At 46.8% G+C, this 21,011-nt stretch carries 14 protein-coding genes; 1 reads left to right on the forward strand and 13 read right to left on the reverse strand.

Going from position 1 to position 21,011, the window contains the following annotated elements; translation table 11 throughout:
- Nucleotides 1–65: 65 nt before the first annotated feature.
- The 8 genes from A8708_RS19025 to A8708_RS19060 form a co-directional block, all read right to left on the reverse strand.
- On the reverse strand, nt 66–2,516 hold the full coding sequence (locus A8708_RS19025) for a discoidin domain-containing protein (protein ID WP_239696778.1): 2,451 nt from the start codon (nt 2,514–2,516) through the stop codon (nt 66–68).
- A 152-nt stretch (nt 2,517–2,668) separates the two neighbouring features.
- The gene (locus A8708_RS19030) at nt 2,669–5,068 is read right to left on the reverse strand and encodes a hypothetical protein (RefSeq protein WP_068666277.1); all 2,400 of its coding nucleotides are present in this window, start codon (nt 5,066–5,068) and stop codon (nt 2,669–2,671) included.
- 70 nt (nt 5,069–5,138) lie between these two features.
- The gene (locus A8708_RS19035; RefSeq protein WP_068666279.1) at nt 5,139–7,238 is read right to left on the reverse strand and encodes a heparinase II/III domain-containing protein; all 2,100 of its coding nucleotides are present in this window, start codon (nt 7,236–7,238) and stop codon (nt 5,139–5,141) included.
- A 14-nt stretch (nt 7,239–7,252) separates the two neighbouring features.
- A complete protein-coding gene (locus A8708_RS19040) occupies nt 7,253–8,143 on the reverse strand; it encodes a carbohydrate ABC transporter permease (RefSeq protein ID WP_082927631.1) in 891 nt (296 codons plus the stop codon).
- 18 nt (nt 8,144–8,161) lie between these two features.
- Complete coding sequence (locus A8708_RS19045; protein WP_068666281.1) at nt 8,162–9,058, reverse strand: carbohydrate ABC transporter permease; 897 nt, start codon at nt 9,056–9,058, stop codon at nt 8,162–8,164.
- A gap of 148 nt (nt 9,059–9,206) precedes the next feature.
- Nucleotides 9,207–10,601, reverse strand: a complete 1,395-nt coding sequence (locus A8708_RS19050) for an ABC transporter substrate-binding protein (protein WP_068666283.1) — start codon at nt 10,599–10,601, stop codon at nt 9,207–9,209.
- 140 nt (nt 10,602–10,741) lie between these two features.
- Nucleotides 10,742–12,364 carry a response regulator gene (locus A8708_RS19055; protein ID WP_068666286.1) on the reverse strand — a complete coding sequence of 541 codons (1,623 nt, stop codon included), beginning with the start codon at nt 12,362–12,364 and terminating at the stop codon, nt 10,742–10,744.
- Entirely contained in the window at nt 12,348–14,171 is a 1,824-nt protein-coding gene (locus A8708_RS19060) for a cache domain-containing sensor histidine kinase (protein WP_068666288.1), read from the reverse strand. The genes A8708_RS19055 and A8708_RS19060 overlap by 17 nt, the downstream gene beginning before the upstream one ends.
- Before the next feature lie 243 nt (nt 14,172–14,414).
- On the opposite strand from A8708_RS19060, the gene A8708_RS19065 reads away from it, so the two are divergent.
- Complete coding sequence (locus A8708_RS19065; protein ID WP_068666290.1) at nt 14,415–14,846, forward strand: VOC family protein; 432 nt, start codon at nt 14,415–14,417, stop codon at nt 14,844–14,846.
- A gap of 345 nt (nt 14,847–15,191) precedes the next feature.
- Here A8708_RS19065 and A8708_RS19070 read toward each other — a convergent pair whose 3' ends face one another.
- The 5 genes from A8708_RS19070 to A8708_RS19090 form a co-directional block, all read right to left on the reverse strand.
- On the reverse strand, nt 15,192–15,728 hold the full coding sequence (locus tag A8708_RS19070) for a DinB family protein (RefSeq protein WP_068666292.1): 537 nt from the start codon (nt 15,726–15,728) through the stop codon (nt 15,192–15,194).
- 99 nt (nt 15,729–15,827) lie between these two features.
- Nucleotides 15,828–17,423 carry an extracellular solute-binding protein gene (locus tag A8708_RS19075; RefSeq protein ID WP_068666294.1) on the reverse strand — a complete coding sequence of 532 codons (1,596 nt, stop codon included), beginning with the start codon at nt 17,421–17,423 and terminating at the stop codon, nt 15,828–15,830.
- 82 nt (nt 17,424–17,505) lie between these two features.
- Nucleotides 17,506–18,378: a carbohydrate ABC transporter permease gene (locus A8708_RS19080; protein ID WP_068666295.1), complete on the reverse strand. Its 873-nt coding sequence runs from the start codon at nt 18,376–18,378 to the stop codon at nt 17,506–17,508.
- A gap of 15 nt (nt 18,379–18,393) precedes the next feature.
- Nucleotides 18,394–19,326, reverse strand: coding sequence for an ABC transporter permease (locus A8708_RS19085; protein WP_068666297.1), 933 nt, complete (start codon nt 19,324–19,326; stop codon nt 18,394–18,396).
- Between the two features lie 40 nt (nt 19,327–19,366).
- Nucleotides 19,367–20,998, reverse strand: a complete 1,632-nt coding sequence (locus A8708_RS19090) for an extracellular solute-binding protein (RefSeq protein WP_204787594.1) — start codon at nt 20,996–20,998, stop codon at nt 19,367–19,369.
- Nucleotides 20,999–21,011 lie beyond the last annotated feature (13 nt).

Consider the following 21,011-nt stretch of genomic DNA (forward strand, 5'->3'; position numbering starts at 1 on the left):
CAGTTAACATCCGTTTTTGTGGACGTTAACTGATTTTTTAGGGACATTATCTGGAAAGCTCGATGCTAGTAAATTTCTACCTCTGCAAACGCCATCCGATACCGATTCGCATCGCTTGGATTCGGGCGCAGATTGGTCCCATCTATTTTCACATATCTTGCAGATACCGCAGAAAACGCAAAACTCTGAACGGCATTCCCTGGCTGCGCATACCCCGTACGCGCTACAACAGTCGTCCAATTCGCATTATCGACAGAGGTTTTAATCGTGAAATCGATCGGGAAGTTCTGCCCAACATTGCCTGCGTCATTACGCGGAAACAGATCCACCTTCGAGATCGTCTTGCTTGAGCCCATATCCAGCGTCACCGACTCTATATGGTTCGAAGTTAAGCTGTTGTTGCTGCTCCAACCCATGGAGCCTGTCACGCTGCTGCGTTGTCCGTCATGTATTTTGGCCGCCCCAAAATTCGTATTCTCCACCGAGCTGGTCGCTGACACACCTGCCCCCATTGCTAAGTTACCCACAGATCCATATACTTCAAACTCCCATAGAGAGTAGCCGTACACGGTACCTCGCAGAGTCCCATTCATTTTCACATATCTAGCCAACGTTGGCGTAAAACTGATGTCATCAACACCGCCATTTCCCGTAGTTGTACTGAATACATTCGTCCATGTGCTGCCGTCATTAGAAACTTGGATTTGATAGTTTTTGCCATAAGCCGCTTCCCAATAAAGCTTCGCACCATCGACATACACCGGTGACCCCAGATCGACATAGATCCACTCATTATCTGTATAGCTAGACCCCCAACGTGAACCGAAGTTGCCATCAAAAGAAAGACTCGGCGCAGCCGTGCCCGAAGAAGCTATTGCCCCCTTATTCAAAGCTAAATTCACGCGTTGTACAGGTTCAGCAATTTGCGTCGGCAGGATCGTCACAGGTGTGTGATTAGCGCGATTCAGTATGTTCATTTGCGCTAAGTTCTGCGCAGGCGTCGAACTGCCAGGCATTACCACGTTATTAAACGTGATATTACTGATGTTTTTGGTGCTGCTGTATCCTTTCAGCGTCCCCAACGTCGTTCCGGCATCGCGGACTAGAATATCCTTAACGATCAAGGTATTGATTGTACCGCCGCCAAAACCATCAGCATTTCGAATAATAAAGGAGGCCCATGTCCGCGTGCTGTCATTGGTATACGTTATTCGCTCAATATCGATATTATCGAAGGTAACATTCGTGAGATCACCAACACCATATTTATGATCAACACCGATACCGACAGATGCGTCGTACACCACACTATTTTTGAATGTAACGTCGCTTTGATTTTGTCGCATACCTTGACCTACTTTATATCCGAAGCACACTGTCCAAGAAATCAGATCGTCAAAAACGACATTGCTGACAGGCTCAGGGCTTCCAGGCCAGCTTAGACTAATATCTGTCGTCTGATCCCATGATTTTGTGGTGTAAGGATCGTCCAAACCAATGCCGATGCCATGCTGAACGAGCACGTTCTGCGATTCATTCACATCAATGCCGTCGTTTTCTCCCATATCAAAGCGGTTAAGGATTTTCAGATTTTTAAAAGTCAAATCATTCGATCTCGCTGGCGTTACAGCCCATGACCCCGAATCGCGGATTAACGGTCCATCGAAGGTAAAGTTGGTAGTCCCGATCGGCACAATGATATTACTGGCAAAATTGTTCGTCGTGGTCGCGTATTTGCCGTTGCCGTCGATGGTGCCTCGACCGTAAATTTTGACATTGTCTGCGCCATTCTGGGTGTACAGCCACCAAGTGACGTCTCGATTCTGTGAATCCTTGTGCCAATTCACCGTGTAATCACTCGCCACTCCTGTAAAACGAAGCACAGCTCCGCCTTCCAAGTACAAGGCAACGTCGCTTTTCAGTTGCAGATTCCCTGCCTTGTAGATCCCTGCAGGCACATAGACAATTCCTTGGCCACCTGTATAGTTGGCTGCATCGTTAATAGCATTCTGGATGGCGGTTGTCGCCATACCCGAACCTGTGCTATCCGCGTTGTACGGTGCGTTCTTCACATTATAAATCCCCGTCCCCGATGATGCCGGTTTGTTCGTCTCCGCCGGGTCAGCTGCGATGACGAGCGCGCGTTGTCCGTTGATTTTGACAATCAAATATTCGTCGCCACTGACTGTAAAAGTCAGCTTGTTGCCACTCGTTGTTCCCGTTACATTCAGCTTCTTCGGGGAGATGGAGTAGGACGTAATGCTCGCTTGCCCAATAGCCGTAATCTCAATGGTTGCGGCCCCTGACATGGAGAAATGAGCATAATCGTAATCGCTTGTGTAACTAACCACTGGAATCGTTGTGGCATCTACCTTAAGCCCGTACACCGTGGATGCGGTGTAGATCGAAGGCAATCCATAAGAAGAGATGGTCGCCGCATGAACCTGAACAGGCACAGCCCCTAAACCCCCAAGGATAAAAATAAATGAAAATAATCCAATCAGCCAAGCCTTCATTTTGCGCAAATAAATTCCCTCCTTCTGATGTTCTCGCTAAGACGAGATAATTAAACGCTTAAAGCGCTTACATAAATAAGTATAAAAAAGCTGCCCTGGTTCCAGTAATGCGGGAACTTCCATATCGAGGGCAGCTTTCTTAATGTTTTTAGTTATTGAACCAATCGTACCTCGCCAGCTATCCCCCATTTGACGAAATGGGCACCATCCACCTTCGTTTGTTCAGGAGCATCTGGACGGTCGGCAAAGTTTTTAACACCTTTATATTGATCTGGACTCGTTAAATAACGGTCGCCGTCGATATGCCGATGAGGTCCGTACACATTGAAAGTACTCGGATATAACAGGACCTCCATTACATACGCGCCTTTCCGGATCACTTGCGGAAGCGGTACAGACCAATTGGGTCCCCAGCACCAACCCAGCTCATCCCCATTCAGTTTCACCAATGCGGCATCTGCCCATAGATCGGAAAACCCAAGGGCAGCGTTCTCTGCATCGTCGAGTAAGATCGTTTTTCTCACCATTATTGGCAAGCCAGCATATGGGAACCCAGCCGTAATTAAGTCCTCACTCTGGATCTTAGTAGGCAATGGAGCTAACGTAAATGGCCCTTCCAACAGCCATTGATGCTCGTCCTTCTCAATCAGAGGAGCTTCACTCCTGACAATGAACGAACCACGCAGGAAAGCAATCGGACATGCTTCTCCCCCTGGCAGCGGCGTGACCTCGAAATGCAGCTTCGACACCTTCACAATTAACGATGCAGGAACAGCCGCCTCGAAACCGAGTGCCGTTGGCAGCACTTCTAGTTTCACATCGTTCAACCAAACCGCATGCACCTCATCATGTACAAAGAGTGTCATTCCGCCATAGGACTCCGCCTGATTCATGTTGATTTCTGCTGTCAGCTTGCCATTGTCTTGGGGCTGCAGCTCTATATAAATTTGATTCTCTTCCGGCACTTCTGCGGTCCACGAAGTCTGCTCTAAGTGTGTAATCTCCCGAGTCGGTAGTAGAGCAGTATGTTTCGCCTGCAGCACACGCTGCCAGTCCTCCGAATCACAAAGCGTAACTCCCACTGCACGCATCCGCTCTATAATCGCTGGGTCCTGCCAACGGCAGCCATCTGCTAGAAGCACATCCGTGTAGTCACGCTGACCAATCCGCAGCGTGCCGTCCATGATCGCACCCGATTCCTCAATTGCCCGCTCCTCGGTTAACTCATAATGAACGCCTGCGTCGAAGCAAGCTTCTACGAGCGCAAGCAGCTTCGCATTGAGAGTCCCTGCCGTACTGGCTGGAATGTTCGTCCCGTCATGCTCATTCATTGGCATCGCGTCACGCGTATCGAAATGCGCCATAATCCCACGGGTGGGCACTACAATAAGCACATCTGGCTTCGCCCTCAAATCAGGCAGTTGTGCAGATTGCTCCTGCAGTGATACCAACAGCGCAGGAAAGGCATCCTTCCAAGTAAGATGGCTCGGCATGGAAGGCGGCCAGTCTTGTACCGCTTGTGTGGTAAGCCTCAGCTGGTTCAAGTGGAATACGAAATGTTCCACGCCATGACTTGCCAGCCACATCACATAATTGGTGAAGGACTCGGGCGAGACACCCCAACCGCTTCCCCCCATAGCTTCAACCAGCGCACAATCTCGTCCTTGCTGCATTGCAACAGAATGAGCAATACGCGGGTAAAAGTTATTCCCTGGGAGTCGCTCCAAGGCGTCAATCGCTGGTGTTTCAACTGTTTTTAAAACTTGAAACGCTGAACCGCTATACGATAATTGGAAAAATGGACTTTCCTCCGCTTTCACGTGGGCCGTGAATTTTTTGCCATGTTTCTCACACCAATCGGCTACAGGTTTATAGAAACTCGCAACAATCACATCCGTTAACATTTCCCAGTAGCGCACACGGAACTCTTCGTAGCCGTCCCCCGTTGTGAACATAAGCGGCAATTGCAGGAACAAATCTTCACCGTACTTCCTCTCATAGAGCGCTGGGAATCGATCATCCCAAGGGATGGCACCTGTTTTGACGGTAATCCCATGTCCATCCAGGAACGCGACTTCGTCAGAGAAAAAACCGGTCACATAATCGAAGGCTTCAGGAAGCAGGCCTTTACGATAGCCCTCATGCGTGAATGCTATAAATAGTTGTACAGCCTCTGGGTCTAGGGAGGAGACGGCTGCACTTTCTCCAAAAACAAGCTTGCCACCTTGCTCATCCGAGATCCAATTCACATGCTTGCATGTGGATTCCGGCAACCTTCGGAACACTTCACCACCGGCTGTGCCAGAAGGCCAACCATTTTCATCGTAAATCCAGAAGATCATGCCCGTCGATTTGGCATATATAATCAAGTCTGAAAGAATGGCCAGATACGCTTCACTCATATAAACAGGTTTGTTCGGGTAAAAACGAGGATGAAAAACAACGCCCTCCAGTCCGGCTAAACGGATTTCGTCTAACTGATCTTGCAGCTGTTCTAGAATTAATTCATCGTTGATTGACCAAAAACTGAGGAATGACAATTTATTTCTCATTTTTTTTACACACCCTTTTCCCCTAATTAGGGGTTATATCGAATTGTTTCACATGGGTATCATAATGACATCAGATCAGCTTCTCAATATACACTTTTCCGTCTAATAGATGTATGTGATAAGTTGCCTGTGATTCCGCGTGATTCCACGATATTTGAAGGGTATCGGTAGTCAATTCAGCCACTTCGAGTCGACCTAATCGTCGATTTCCCAAGTCGGCATCATAATGCAGAGCTTGCACAAATATCACTCGCTTCTCCACAGAAGCCGTTATCGTATTAGATGTTCGCTGCCCACTTGGTGGATTGTCTGGCGTCAACGCGGTATAGATATGGGTTGGCAGCGAGCACCAGACGTGCTGCTCCAATGTTCCTTCACGCATCTGGTAACTGAAGGCGGATTCGTCCGCTATCAGCTTCCGCTTCTCCTTGAACCATTGCTGATCCAATCGGCTTAACTGATCCTCCGTGGCGGACCAAAGATCATGAGCATCATTGTCTTGCAGCTTACCGCTCCAATGATTCGTCCAATGAACCACGCGCGGTTCGGGGACAGTGACTTGCACAAGATCAAGGAGATGATCCTCAACTAAGATATTTATTCTCCGAATTTGAGCCCCTCGATACGCATCGCTGTCCCATGGATTGAGCTCTGCAGGCAAGATGATGCGATCTTTCATCTCATACTCCTCAGCCAGCCAATCCACGGCTGTTTCCAGCCATGCGCCCCATGACTCTTCGTGCATTTGAATCAACCGTCCATCCCGTGGCGGCTGGTCTGCCCCATCGATACTCACGGTATTATGCGAGTACGTATGTTTAAACCAACCGTAATGCGCAGGCACGCCGTACGCTGTCGTGCCAGGGTCCACAAGCAAAGGGATGCCGCTGTGCATGACGGATAGACCTAGGCGATCCATGTGATCATGTTCCCCGCCAAAACGGCTGTGCTTCACAATCACATGCCAGCCCGCTGAGTTCACTAGCTTGGTCAGTCCGCTCGCGGGCAAAGAGCGTGTCCGCTGTACTTCAGCTCCGAGCGAATCCAGCTCCGTTGTCTCTCCATCTAAATCCTGGCCAAACATCAATGCGTAGATTGAATCTCGCTGCGTTGGTTTCGCGATCTTGATGCGTGGATCATCTTCTGCCGTGCCATAAGCCGTATTCAAAAGCGAACGATATTTGCCATCACCATAAATATCATAGGCAATCTCGTAGTACGGCACATAGGTGCCGATATGATGACCTAGCCCTGCGTCATTGAGCGTTTGCATCACCCCGTTTGGCAAAACCAACTGCAAGGGATAATCGAACATCGCTTTCAGCGCTTTCTTTGTCCATACATCCCAAGTCGTTCCTTCAGCAATTAAGGCGTAGTGCAGCAGCGATTTAAACGCATAGAAATGATATTGAACATTCCCCTCGTACCATAAACCGTCCTCCATAATTCCGCGATTCAACTGGTCATGCAGGCCGTATTCACCTTCTAGAGCAGCAGCCAGCACCGTCCTATCATGTAATAGAAGCCCCAGCGCGGCAATAGCTGATGTAATCAATACGGAGTGGTTATGGATTTGCTTTTCTTTATGCGCAATAAGAAACCGGGCACAGGGCTCAAGCAGCCCCGCCTGTATATGAGCGAGCTCTTCAGGGGGGAGATGCTCCTGAATCATATCGAAAGCAAGCGCCAAGTCCGTAATCCAATGCGCTTCATCCAGCGTTTGGGCAAATAGTTTGCCAGGCCCGTTATAGGGAACGTTGCCGTGAATGGCGTACGTTTCGTAGTGATCGGCATATGCCATGAGATATGATTGGACGAATTGCAGTCGTTTCTCATCAGGCTCTAGTGCATAGAGTAATGCTACACGATACACGGCTTGACCGATCTGGCTATGAGCGATCGACGTCCAGCATCCATCAAGCAGTTGATTGCGCCGTTCCTTGCCACAAGTCGAACAACGATGAAGAAAGGGCTCGCCCCACTGGAAAGTGAGCCGAGTCCCATCTTCTTCACAATGATAATCGTGCGTCCATTCGCCTTGCTCGTTGGCGCGGACGGCGAAGGTAATCTTCGCCGCTTCTTCCGCATCCCATCTTAGCAGCTCTATCGCTGCTTGAAATTCCGCTTTCCCTGCGTTCCTACGCAATATCTCTATGCGCTTGATATCCATGGTGAGATGTCCTCCTAGCCTTTCAATGAACCTGCCGTCATTTGCATGAACTGACGATTGGCAATCATATAGACAAGTAACAGCGGCAGAATCGATAGACAAGCTCCAGCCATCATATAATGCGTTTGTACCGCAGCAGATGCCCCGTACCGCAAGTAAGATAAGCCAACCGTCAGCGTTTGCAAATCCGGATTCGTCATCGTAAATACTAACGGCCGCAAGTATTCATTCCACGCTCCGCAAAAGGTAAACAGTGCGCCTACGCCAAGCCCTGGACGCATCAGCGGCAAAATAATCCGCCAGAAAATGCCGCTGTTAGAACAGCCGTCGATCCGCGCAGCCTCGTCTAATTCCCGGGAAATACCTTTTAGGAAGCTCAGTAAAATAAAGAATATATACGCGTGACCGCTGATGAGAATAAGGACTACGCCCCATAAATTCGTATTCAGGTGCAGTTTGACCATCAGTTCGAACTGAGGTCTAATAACAACAGCGCCAATGGAAATAAACATCGTGGACGCTTGAATCGCCACATAAATCGCTTTTCCTGGGAATTTGAGACGATCTACGACATATGCGGCCATGGAGGCTACGATCAGTACGCCGATCGTCGTCGCTCCACTCAGGAACAAGCTATTCCAAGTAAATCTGGCAAAATTAGCTTGTACCCAAGCTTCCTTATAATTTTCGAAGTGCCAGGAAGACGGGAATATTTTGCCCCCCTTGGTAATCTCCATGTTGGACATAAAGGAGCCTAAAAAAGTCACAACGACAGGGAAAACGATGAGTAAAGCAGTAATCAGTAAAAACAGCCAGAGCAGCGCTCTTCCACCCCATCTCCCTACTGAAAATGACCGTGTTGGTTTCTTTATTTGAACAGCCCGTATCGAATTAGTCACTGCCATGATTCCTGAGTCTCCTTCCTATTGAAGTTTGTTTAGGCGCTTCGACATCCCATGATAAACCAGCGTGATGATGCCGACAATTACCGCGGTCACGAAGCCAACTGCACTGCCGTAGCCGAATTGCTGCTCGGTTAATGCGTGCGATGGCGTTGGGAAAAAGAGCTTATACACATAGAGATACATGACTTCCGTCTTCCCTACCGGTCCACCTTCTGTAAGAACCATGATGCTCTCATACCCTTTGAGGGAATTGATAATGGCGAGCATGATCACGATCTGAAGCACTGGACCTAGCATCGGAATCGTTAAATACCAGAACTGCTGCCATTTGTTCGCTCCATCCAGGGAGGAGCTTTCGTACACATCATTCGGGATATTTTGAAGACCAGCTAGAAATAACAGCATATAATTCCCTACCGCCCCCCAAACTGCAATGAGGATCGTTGTCAGCATCGCATGCTTGGGTCCAAGCCAATCGATTCTTTCAGAAATGATATGAAACTTTAATAAATATTGATTCAGAATGCCATTGTAAGAGTTGAAAATGACGAAAAATACGACAGCCATGACAGCTGAGCTAATGATCGTAGGCATGAAATAGATGGCTCTTAACCAGTTGCGTCCACGCAGCTTCGAATTTAATATCACGGCAAGAAGTAAGCATAACGGAAGTGTTATGATGAGCTTGCCACCTGCATACACGAAAGTATTGATGACAGAATCCCAATACTGCGTATCCCGGAAAAGTCGTCTGAAATTATCAATCCCAATAAAAGTCGGTGCCCCGAAGCCCTTGTAATCATAGAACATGTAGCGAATCGCCCAAGCAATCGGATAGACACCCAGCACTAAGGTCAGCAGATAGCTTGGAAATAAAAATAAGTAGGAAAACCCGATCTGGCGTGTTCTGTTCATCCTATTCCCTCCAATATTTCCCCAGAAAGTGAAGCTAAGCTTGGAACGCATAGTCCTATTACTTTCCAGGGACCCCATAAATCTATGAAGAAGAGCGCGAGAGTGGAGTTTCAGCTCCACTCTCGCTTCCAATCTCTTCAATTAGCTCTTATTTCATCATCAGTTTCATTGGATCAAAGCTTGCATTTGGCGCTACTTTGACATCGCCTTTCGCAACAGCTTTATCCAACGCATCGTTATAGCGTTTGTTCAATTCTTGAATAATTTGATCCAAGTTGCCGCCGCTGATCATATATTTGAAGAAGGCGTCATTGTATTTCATACCTTCAACCGTAACAGTTGGCTGCAGCGGCCACGTGCCGTCATTGCCGCTTGGCAAGAAGCCATCAATGCCTTTAATCTCAGGCTTCTTCGCTGTGGAAGAAATCGCTGGCACCATGGATAGGCCGAAACCTTTCTCATGATACGTTTTCAACACATCATCAGCATACATGAACTGCATAAATTTCCAAGCTTGATCCGCGTTCTTGGTTGTGTTGCTTATTGCTAACCATTGGCCGCCGACGAATGAAGTTGCCCCTTTAATCGTACCGTCCGTGGTTGGAACAGGCGCTGCTGCCCATTCAATCTTAGCTGGGAACTGATTAGCGTACACCCCTGGCTCCGAGGAATAGGAGATGTACATTCCGATTTTGCCTTCTGCGAATTGGGCGCGAAGCGGATCAATATCAAGCGATTCCATCCCTGGCAATGTGCTGCCATCATCAACCATTTGCTTGAAGGATTGAATGATATCTTTAAACCCTGTGAAATCGAACTTCGCTGTTTTGAAATCAAACCCAAACCCGCCAACACCGTTAGCTTCCGCGATTACCCTTGCCGAACGACCAAGTGCGCTGTCTGGACTCTTGAAGTTCAGCGCAAAGCCATAAGAGCCACTTGCCTTACCAACGGCAGTAATTTTCTTCGCATCCTCAACCATTTCTTTCAATGTTTTGGGAGGCGCAGTAATACCCGCTTTGGCGAACAGATCTTTGTTATAAACGAGACGCAGGGTCGAGCCGTAGTTTGGAAGACTGTACAATTTGCCACCGATGCGGTTGAAATCATCAATAATCGGGAATTTCTTCTTCATCGTATCATCGACATAGGTATCGATCGGTTTGAGGTATCCTTTGGCAACAAATGGCTGGATCGTATTCTCTTTCACGCGGATAATGTCCGGCGCTTGTCCCGATGCGAAAGCCAGGTCAATCGCTTGATTGAAATCCTCGGTTTTGACAACAATTTCGACTTCAATATTTTCGCCATTCGTTTCATTGAATTTCTGTACAACGCTCTTAATGTAGTCCATATCGTGACGATCATTCGTCCAATAAGCGAGCTTCGTCTTTCCCTTGGCAGGAGCCGCGCTTGCCGGTTGATCGGATGCTTTGGCGGACGCCGCTGGGCTTGCCCCTGTATCGGTTTTGGTGGAGCTGCAAGCTGCTAAGCTACCCGCGAGTGCTACTGCTAATGTGACCGTCCCTAATTTTCTAATCATGGATAAGCCTCCCTTAAATCTGTTGTTTACACTTCTAATACTAAAAGAATTCCGATGCCCTGATAATGAGGTCAACTCTTGAATGAGGGCAGATATTTCTATATGTTCCCCTACCCTAGGGTAATAAAACAGGCAAACCCTCACGGCTTGGAGGGCTTGCCCAGCGACATTTCTTTAAATTCGGTCGGTGTGAGTCCCGTCTGCTTTTTGAATACTTCGCTGAAATAACGCCGATGCTCATAGCCTAGCTCCTGCGCGATTTCCTGTACTTGATAATCCTCGATCAGCATCGACTTGGCCCGTTCCATTTTGGCTTGCGTCACGAATTGCTGGAAAGTCGACCCTGTCACTTTTTTGAACAGGTTCGAGTAGTAGCCCCAGCTCAAGTTCACCTGCTTCGCACAGTGCTCTAGCGTCAAATCAAGATTCAAATTCGCTTTGATGTAATCAGCTGAACGGTGAATAATCTTCTGTGACTCACTAGCCCGTTCCTGATGAATGAGGCGGCAGCCTATTTCGCACAGCTCTATAAACCATGCGCGATATTCCAGAATGGCGGCACCACTGTCTCGGATTTCAATCGTCTTGGCTTCAAACTCCGTGAGGCTGGGACGTGGAAATTTCTCCAACAGCACTCGCAGCATGCGCAGGGCAAGACCTTGCAGCAATCGGTCCACCACACCTGGTTCCGGGAGAACGGCTACTTTTCCCATCTCCGTAAAAATGGTCATTGCCCACTCGACACAAGCTTCCTTATTACCCGAACGGAAAGCGAATAGAAACTCATTCTCGCTATCCTCGGTATAAATCCACTCTACAGGAAGCGCCGCTCCATCCGTAGTGAAGCTGAAAGCGCCATTACCGCCTGTATAAAAATGATAAGATAACGCACTAAGCGACTGCTGATAGCTCTTCGGCAGCTCCTGCACGGTCTCTACACGACTGCCAATCCCAATGGATATCGTGAATTTGGTATGACGTGCAATGTTCGCGCAGCATTGATCGGCGATATTCATCGGCATCTCCCGATTCACAACATTGAGGATGCAAATATAACGATTGAGCCCCTCGCGAAACACGACAGCCGCCCCATGAAAGGCTATCGTCTCTTCGACGATATTTTGCAAGGAAAAGCGGACTAGCTCCAGCTCTTTCACAGGCACTTCGCCATATTTATCGGTAAATTGATCAATTTGAATCGTCATCACGGCAAAAGGCGGCTTCAACTCATTAATATCCAGAAAATCCGATAGACGCGCCAATTCGGAATCATTGGTTTGATGATTAACGAGGAGCGATAAGTACTCCTGACGGAGTGCCGGCATACTTTCCTTAATCTTCTGCTGAAGCCCGATGAGCTGCTTGCGACTCAGGTTCTCTTGTTCCCAGACTTCCTTGGCCTTGACGACTGCCTTGACGATTTGGTCAATGGAGAAAGGCTTCTTCACATAGTCGAGTGCTCCATATTGGATCGCCTTCTGCGCATAATCAAAGTCCGTATAGGCACTTAAAATAATGACTTTACTCGTCGGCAGAATCTCCATAATATTGCGGGTCATTTCCAAGCCATCCATTTTGGGCATACGAATATCCGTTAGAATCAGATCGGGCTTCGTTTCACGAATCACGGCAAAGCCCTCCTCGCCATCTGTGGCGCTGCCCACGATTTCGATCCCATGTTCTTCCCACGGTATTTTTTTCGTAATCATATCCACAACACTTCGAATGTCGTCCACCACACATAACTTAACTCGTTGATCCATGGAAATCCTCCTCTTTTTCATACCGTGGCAACCACAATTCGATGCGGGCTCCGTCCCATTCGTTCGTCGTTATCTCCATCCGTTGCTCAGTCCCATAGTACAGTTGAAGTCGCGTGTAAATATTTCGCAGTGCGTAGCCATGCTTCGAGGTAGTAGGATGCAGTAGGCTTTGGCGCAGCAGTTCGGGAACGAGTCCGTGCCCATTATCCTCCACTGTAATATGCAGCCAATCCCCATCCGCTCGCGCTGTGAGCCCGATCTCACCACCGGATTTCATGTCCTTGAAGCCATGCAGGATACTATTTTCAATGAGAGGCTGAATGATAATTTTAGGTACAAGGCAAGCTAGCAAATCAGGTTCAACATTCATCTGAAAGACGAATAAATTCTCATAGGACCTTTGCTGAATCGCCAAATATTGACGAACATGATCGAGCTCATCTGCCAGTGGAATCACATCTCTGCCCCCGCTTAAGCTCAATTGGAACATATTCGATAATGCCAAAATCATTTCATTCACGTCGTCGTTCTCACCCAGAACCGATTTACAGTAGATCGTATTGAGTGTGTTATAGAAAAAATGCGGATCCATTTGCGCTGTCAATGCCTTAATTTCTGCCTTTCGTTTATCCCGTTCCCGATTGGTGACATCCGCAATAAGCTGTTTAATCTCGTCCAGCATCCGATTGAAACGGAATCCAACCTGTGAAACTTCATCCTTATACACACTTTCAAAACGTACTTCCAGATCATTCTCCTCTACTCGCTTCATCAGTTTCTGCAGTCGAAACAGAGGTTTAAGCAGCAAGAGCGTCAAATTATTCGTGATAAAAAGGGAAACGACGATAAAGCCGATCGTGACATACGTCGTAGCTTGCTTAATGCCATTCAATTTGGCCAATAGTTTATCCTTCGCTTGAACGCCGACGATCATCCAGTCATCCTTCACGTCTAGTCGCGCATAGTTCACGAGATAGTCTTTGCGATCGGAATCCCTGTAGAAAAAGGAGCCCTTGCTATCGTCAGTTAATTGTTCCACGAAATCGGGACGCTGCATGAATGCTCTATCTTGGGTACGATCCGCATAATTAATATCTTCACCTTGCGAATCAACGAAATAATAGTGCTTGTTGGGATCCGTTAAGTTCTCCATAAAAAGATCGCGAATATCATCTTCTTTCACATTGATGACTACATACACATTCGTCGGCTCATTGCGTATGTATGAATCTTCGCTCACGCCTTCCGCAACAAGCGAGATGACTCTCTGATTCCCCGTAAAGAAAGGATCCACATGCCCCTTGCTCCAGAATCCCCGCTTCAATAGCTGAAATTGCTTAAACATATCGGATTGATAGAAGGAATTGGCGTTATTCCTTACACTGGAGGTCGGGTAGAAATCCCCGATGGGGGTTGCGATCAGAATGCTTTCGATCATGGAATCATTGAATTTCACTTGCGAAAACACGTATTGCAAAGAGGTTAATGACTTAAAGTAGCTGGAGCTATCCTTATTCTGGACATCCTTCATCAGCTGTTTGAAGGCATCACTGAACATTAATGCACGGACGGCCGTGCCGATATTTTTCAATCGTTCATTGACGATTTGCGCGGATTGATTCACGGTATCTTGGCTCGATTGCATCGTATTGCGCTGAATTTCCTTGGATGCAATCAGGTAGGCAATGCTCCCGGTAGCTACTAGACCTGCGGTGATGAGTATGACAAAGGTAAACCAAATGCGTTGTTTGAGTGAAAAGGAATGGAACAGGCGCGGCATCCACGACCAGATTGCATGTTTATTCATAGGCGACTCGGCACCTTTCTTTCCTGGATGTGTGTGTTTTTGGGAAGATAGTCTTTCTCTACTCTATTATAATATAGGTCACTTTCCGAAGGCATGGGGGAAATTTAAGATCGAGGGCAGGTATTTCGTTATACGAATATATAATTCGAACATATGTTCTTTATTTTTTCGGGTAAATGTGGTAATAATAAGAGGTAGACTTTTTCCCTCTTTAACTACTTTAATCTAAGGAGCTGTTCATTGATGTCTGTTCGTCTAACTCCGTATTTAGTATTCCCTGGTACTGCTGGTGAAGCGATTGCCTTTTATGAGAAAGCGCTCGATGCTCAAGTCCTTTTTAAACAGTCCTATGGTGAAATGCCGGCCAACCCTGATTACCCGCTTGTTGATGAACAAAAAGGGCTTATTTCCCATGCCATGGTGCAAGTCGGCGAAAGCCAGCTGATGTTCTCGGACTCCGACGAAGGCAAACCTATTCCCCAAGGAAATCAGGTAACGATTTGTATCACAACGAAGGATGCTAGTCTATCGAAGAAGTATTTCGAGGGGCTCAAAGAAGGCGGCACCGTCATTCTGGACCTGCACGAAGCATTTTTCAGCCCAGCCTACGGACAAGTAAGGGATAAATATGGCGTGACCTTCCATCTATTCACCGAAGGCGAATCGATGAATTAATACATAGTAAAGGCCCTGTCGCTTGAGGCGATAGGGCCTTTGTTAGAGATTCTGAGGGGGATTATTGCTCAGCCAACCGATTGACCAGCCGCATAACTGCCTAACTGACTGCTCAACCGACCTTCCGATTGACCGACCGATTGACCGACGAAGCAATTAAATGGAAATTATCCATCTATTTGACCTCATTCATTGGAAAATATACCAATTAAATGGAAAATCTACAGTTAATCCTCCCACTTTTCGCCAACTCGAAGTATATCCCCCAAATTAGCTACAGAAAATCCATCTAAAACGATTTTACAGCTGATATCATTCAAATTAACATCAGAAAATCCATCTAATTTACGTCTGCGCGGGCGCTAGATCTGCAGATGCTTCGCCCGCATACCAGAACAATGCGTATTCCGTCATAACGGAGGCATGGCCCATTTGGCGCAGCATCGCCGTTACATTTCCGCGGTGATACGTAGCATGATTAACGACCTGTAACACCATTTCCGCCATACTGGTATCTCGGATTCCTGCATAGGGATTGTCGAGATTAATTACCTTTTCCAAATCCGGCTGTTCCCGCAGAAATGCCTTAAACTGCTGCGACAACTCGGTATACATGGCCTCTAGCTCCTCCAAACTTTTGCTCTCCGTTGCTTCAGTAATGTCCCTAAAGATCGCCATAGCCGCGTTCATACTCATGCCTCCAAGAATCTCATACCACGTGCGATCAACAAGGTAAATATGCGCAATCACTTTGGCAACCGTCGGAAACACACTCGTAACCTCTTGCCTGAACACCTCTGTCGGAAGCTCCTTTAACCTATTAATCAGTGTTTGATTCGCCCATGCGTGATAATCATACATTCCTAAAGCCGTGTGTGTCATTCCCATACACTCCTTCAATTCAATTAGTTATTTTCAGTTATGCCCTTATTATAAAAGAAGTACCCTGACAACATATTGTCAGGGTACTTTACGTTTTTTTTATTTTCCTAGTTTGTTCATGTAGTCCACATATTCTTTCTCTGCATCCGCTGTAGCTGGATACCATTCCTTCTCCAAGAAGTCCTTAAACTGTTGAAGCGTCAGGGTACCCATCAAGTACTTCAATTCTTGATCGTCTTTTTTCTTCACAAGATCAGGAAGTGCTGTATTCAAGTTCAAAATTTTAGGTGAGCGAACGGCAGGCACGTTGACTACCGTCACTTGCTTCATCGCTGCATCCAATTGTGATTTGTACGTATTCAATCTATCGATCGTGTCTGCTCCCTCGATAATAGCGGGGTTGCCATCAATCGCGTTCGCAAGCGTCATATATGTGCTCGTTGTTGCAGCAAGTTTGGTTGCTTGATCGGCTGTACGGGAAATATTTTTCGTCGCAGGGTCATAGCTATCGAAGGTTAGCCCTTTCATACCTAACTGGAACAAGGTGTTCGCTTCCGTTGTATTCCCCCAATCTAGGAATTTTAATACACCGTCCACATTTTTGGATGATTTCGGAATCATCCAGCCGCCCCATGTAGCTGGTAATACAAGATCAGTAGCCACACCTTTGCTGTCTTTTAACACAGGTTGATAGGAATACTTCTTGTCAGATTCCTTATCCTTGGACAAGTTGGCCATCACCGCATATTGGTGGGAATAAATAATCCCGACGCGATTCTGATTCATTTTCTCTTGATCCACATAAATCTTGTTAATCAGGTACTCCGGATCGATAAGCTTCTGATCATTTAACCCTTTCAAATACGTTAAGAAAGGAATATAGCCCGACATTTTCTCTCTGATTTTATACGCACCATCGGTATCCTTGACCCCATTGATAATCGGAAGGTTAAAAGCAGAAGCTAGGAAGAATGTTGAATTCCACACTGTATTGCTGCCAAGGCTAGGATTGGACAAACTTAGACAGTAGGTATCGGCCTTACCGTTGCCATCTGGATCATTATTCGTAAAAGCTTTACACACATTCGTAAACTCATCCAATGTTGTTGGCGCTTTCAAATTCAGCTTGTTGAGCCACTGCTGGTTGACCATATATCCCCAATGATTCACAACGTTCGTTCTCGGGATAAGGTAAGTTTTGCCGTCGTTAATGGATTTAACGGCATCCCACATTTCTTTCGTAATATTTTTCGTCAGATTCGGATATTTGGCAATCTTGTCATCAAGCGGCGTCAGTAGACCGTCTTTGGACCATTTCTCCAGATTCGCGTCAGCTCCGCCCCAGTTGTAGACGAGATCTGGCAAATCGCCGGAGGCCATCAGCACCTGAAGTTTCTCGACATAGTTGTTAATGGGAGGCGCTTCGACAGACAGCTTCACATTCGCCAACTTCTCAGCTTCCGTAATGACGGGATTGTTATCAATGACGACGTTCGCATTGACCCGGTTAAACATTTTGATGCTGACAGGCGTTGCTTTGGCTGGTGCGGCTGACGCTGCACTGGTGCTCGGTGCTGCCGATACGGCAGTTGTGCTAGCTGCTTTATCTGTGTTCGTACTACAAGCCATGACGATGGATGACATTAACCCGATGCAAATTAGACTGCTTGCAATGCTTTTGACTGACCCTTTCAATACCAACAACTCCTTTATAATCGCTATTATTAAACTGCGGAAGGCAGATTTAATCGAGGTATGGCACTACAAGCACTATGGATTAACCTTTAATGGAGCCGACCAGTACACCCTTCATGAAATACTTTTGCATAAAAGGGTACACAAGCAGAATTGGCAGTGTTGCAAAGATGATGATCGCCATTTTGATCGTAAACACCGTAATCCCACTGTTGTTCATATCCATGGCATCTTTGGCAACGCCTCCGTCATCGACAACCATCTCTCGCAATATCAACATCAATGGCCACAGGCCTCGCTTGGAGGTGTAAATAATCGCGGAAAAGAAGGTATTCCACTGGGTCACAGCATGGAAAATAACGAAGGTTGCGATAGCCGGCTTAGAAAGTGGCACGATAATTTTATATAAAACCTTGATTTCATTCGCCCCATCGATAAAAGCCGATTCTTCCAAGCTCGCCGGTATCGCGCTAACAAAGTTCTTCATTAGGATCAAATTGTAGGCACCTAAGACGCCAGGCAGGATCATTGCCCATAAAGTGTTGTATAAATGCAACGATTTAATTAAGTAAAAGTTAGGAATCAAGCCGCCATTGAAGAACATCGTGAAGGTGATCAGAACCATGATCGTATTTCTGCCCTTCAAATCTGTTTTTGAAAGCGGGTAAGCCGATATGAGAAGTAGGGATATGTTCAGTACTACCCCGACAATCGTGATAATCAGCGTATTCTTATACCCAGTCCACATGAGGGGCATCTGCAGAATCTGTTTATATGCCGCTAACTCTATGTGATACGGGATGAGCTTCAAGGGATTTGCCAAATACTCCGAGTAAGGTGTAATTGAGAACGCAGCCACATAGAAGAATGGAAATAAGCAAGCGATTGCAAACAGCGTCACAATACCATAATTCACACCATCAAAAACTTTATCACCAAACGATCGAATCCCCACAACTGTAACCTCCTCTTACCAAATCCCATCTTCTTTCATCCACTTGGCGATCCCATTGCTCGCTAGCAGGAATATTAACCCGATCACAGAGGTGAACAGCCCAACGGTTGTTCCGAAAGAGAATCTTCCGCCAATTAAACCGACGCGGTACACATAGGTCTCAAACACTTCGGAAACACTGAGGTTCAACGGATTTTGCAGGACGAATATCTGTTCAAAACCATTGCCCATAATATGACCCAACCTTAGGATCAGCAGGATAATAATCGTCGATTTGATCCCTGGCAGCGTGACGTATAGAATCCTTTGGAAACGATTCGCCCCATCTATACTGGCAGCCTCATATAGTTCCGTATTGATCCCAACCATTGCGGCTAGGTACAAAATGCTTTCCCATCCCGATTCTTTCCACATGCTGCTTAGAATCACCAAAGGTCGGAAGTAATTCGTATCCGCTAGGAAGAACACAGGCTCGAAACCAAATTGCTTCAAGAAAATATTCACGACGCCCCATGATGGAGACAGAAAGTTGACCAGAATGCCCCCAATGACAACCCAAGAAATAAAATGCGGCAGATAGATGATCGTCTGCGTAATGCGTTGATAGGTACGGTTACGCATCTCATTGAGCAGCAATGCCAGTAGAATCGGGAACGGAAATCCAAATACAAGCCGTAGAAAACTTAAGTACAAGGAGTTCCAGAACACCGTGTAGAAATCACTCAGCCCGAACATGTATCGGAAATTCTCGAAGCCAATCCATGGACTTCCGACAATCCCTTTGGAGAAATTGAAATCCTTAAATGCAATGATAATGCCGTACATCGGCACATAATTGAAAATGAGAAAGTAGACAACAGCTGGAATCAAAAGGATGTACAAATATTTTTTCTTATTGATGTAGCGCAGTGCAAGCTGCGTTTTACGCCTAGCCGTCTCAGATGCCATACCGATTCGTCACCACCTAACTGAGTGTCCCGTACGTCCCTCATTTGTTCTGAAGCGCACGTTGTTGCTTGAAAATATCATAAATATCTCTGCTCAAAATAATCCTATCCTTGTCCTTCTCATAAAAGGCTTTATACCAAGCGTCCACTTGCGCGCCTCCCGCCTTCTCCCAAACCGCAATGGCGTCCTGCTTGGCTTGCTCTGGCGAATAATTCGGTGTCAGAATGCTCTTCATCCAAATGTCGCCCTCGCCTACATCCACTTGCTTCATCGTGTCTGTGAGAATCTGCTGAAGATCTTTGGTCAGCTGCGGCATTTGTTCAGAATGCGTAGGTCCTGCCATCTGCAAATCAAAATCAACGAAGGAAGCGTTCGCTTCGAACATCTTCTTAACTTCCTGCTGCAAGGGGTCTTTCGTATCCATTTTCTCCACACCGAAATAGCATTTCCCTGCAAGCGTTGGTGAGGATAACATCGCGAAATCGCCTGATGCATAGTTGAATTCCTTCTGCCATTTACTCAAGTCCGTCACCTGTGGGCATTGACCTGGCAGTGTCTTACTGTGAACACCCTCGAACCCATAGTACATCGTTTTCATAAACGTCTCTGAAGCTGCGAAATCCACGTATTTCATGACCGATTCAGGATCCTTCGCTTCAGCATTTACGAGACCTGTCATTTGGACCGGGTTAACGAGAATCGGATTAAAGCGTCCCACTGGGGTTGCCGGGTAAGGCATGATAGCCAGTTCCGCCTCTGGCACACTCTTTTTGAGACCTAGATAGAAGTCATTGTAGAAGGTGATTGGAACATTAAACTGGTCCATATAGATGCCGATTTTCCCATTCAAGAAATCTCGCTTCGCCTTAGCTCCGTACTTATCGATATAAAACTCCTTATCAACCAATCCCTCATTGTACAGTCTTTTCTTGAATGCTGTTACGGCTTGTATATGGTCCCATCCATGAATAAGCTCATTACCCTGAACGACGAAATTCGGATAAGTAACACCGAACATTTCGTTCAGTATAGCGACTGAGTTATAGGCTAGTGCGAGACCGTAAGTGTCATTCATCCCGTTTCCATCGGGATCCTGCTCGGTAAAAGCTTTGGCAACCTGGTACATCTCCTCGGTCGTTTGTGGAATGTTCAGATGCAGTTTATCGAGCCAGTCCTTGCGAATAAACACACCGCGTTGCGGAATGGTTTCGTTAATGCGGCCGAATTGGTACAACTTGCCGTCCGTGCCCGTCCCTGCTTTGCGCAATGCTGGGAATTTCGCCAACAGTGCCTTGTACGTCGTACTGTACCTCTCAATCATATCGTCGAGGGGGCGAAGCTGTCCTTGATCGATCAGGGGATTCTTAATTTGCGGCGCATACTCCAGAATAAGATCAGGCGCACCTCCACCTGCAAATAGCGTGTTGAGCTTCTGCTCGGACTGTGTCCGTGGCACAGATACGAAGGTAACATCCACAGGACCCGCTTGATTGATCCATTTCGTCATCACATTGTTTTCAATCGTTCCTTGACCAGAAGGAATGTTGCCACGATCATAGATGGTGACCGAAATATTACCCCGTTTCGCAGACTTCTGCGTGGCGGTTTCTTGAGCGTTCTCAGAATGGGTAGAGCAGCCAGATATAATGGATATGATCACCACAGTGGTCATCAGTCTTGGAAGG

The sequence above is a fragment of the Paenibacillus oryzisoli genome, from assembly GCF_001653565.1.
GTDB lineage: Bacteria > Bacillota > Bacilli > Paenibacillales > NBRC-103111 > Paenibacillus_E > Paenibacillus_E oryzisoli.

Coding starts and splice junctions, on each gene's coding strand:
- A8708_RS19045 (WP_068666281.1), bottom strand. CDS start 9,058: ATGAACAGAACACGCCAGATCGGGTTTTCCTACTTATTTTTATTTCCA.
- A8708_RS19060 (WP_068666288.1), bottom strand. CDS start 14,171: ATGAATAAACATGCAATCTGGTCGTGGATGCCGCGCCTGTTCCATTCC.
- A8708_RS19085 (WP_068666297.1), bottom strand. CDS start 19,326: ATGGCATCTGAGACGGCTAGGCGTAAAACGCAGCTTGCACTGCGCTAC.
- A8708_RS19030 (WP_068666277.1), bottom strand. CDS start 5,068: ATGAGAAATAAATTGTCATTCCTCAGTTTTTGGTCAATCAACGATGAA.
- A8708_RS19035 (WP_068666279.1), bottom strand. CDS start 7,238: ATGGATATCAAGCGCATAGAGATATTGCGTAGGAACGCAGGGAAAGCG.
- A8708_RS19065 (WP_068666290.1), top strand. CDS start 14,415: ATGTCTGTTCGTCTAACTCCGTATTTAGTATTCCCTGGTACTGCTGGT.
- A8708_RS19050 (WP_068666283.1), bottom strand. CDS start 10,601: ATGATTAGAAAATTAGGGACGGTCACATTAGCAGTAGCACTCGCGGGT.
- A8708_RS19070 (WP_068666292.1), bottom strand. CDS start 15,728: ATGACACACACGGCTTTAGGAATGTATGATTATCACGCATGGGCGAAT.
- A8708_RS19040 (WP_082927631.1), bottom strand. CDS start 8,143: ATGGCAGTGACTAATTCGATACGGGCTGTTCAAATAAAGAAACCAACA.
- A8708_RS19055 (WP_068666286.1), bottom strand. CDS start 12,364: ATGGATCAACGAGTTAAGTTATGTGTGGTGGACGACATTCGAAGTGTT.
- A8708_RS19090 (WP_204787594.1), bottom strand. CDS start 20,998: ATGACCACTGTGGTGATCATATCCATTATATCTGGCTGCTCTACCCAT.
- A8708_RS19025 (WP_239696778.1), bottom strand. CDS start 2,516: ATGAAGGCTTGGCTGATTGGATTATTTTCATTTATTTTTATCCTTGGG.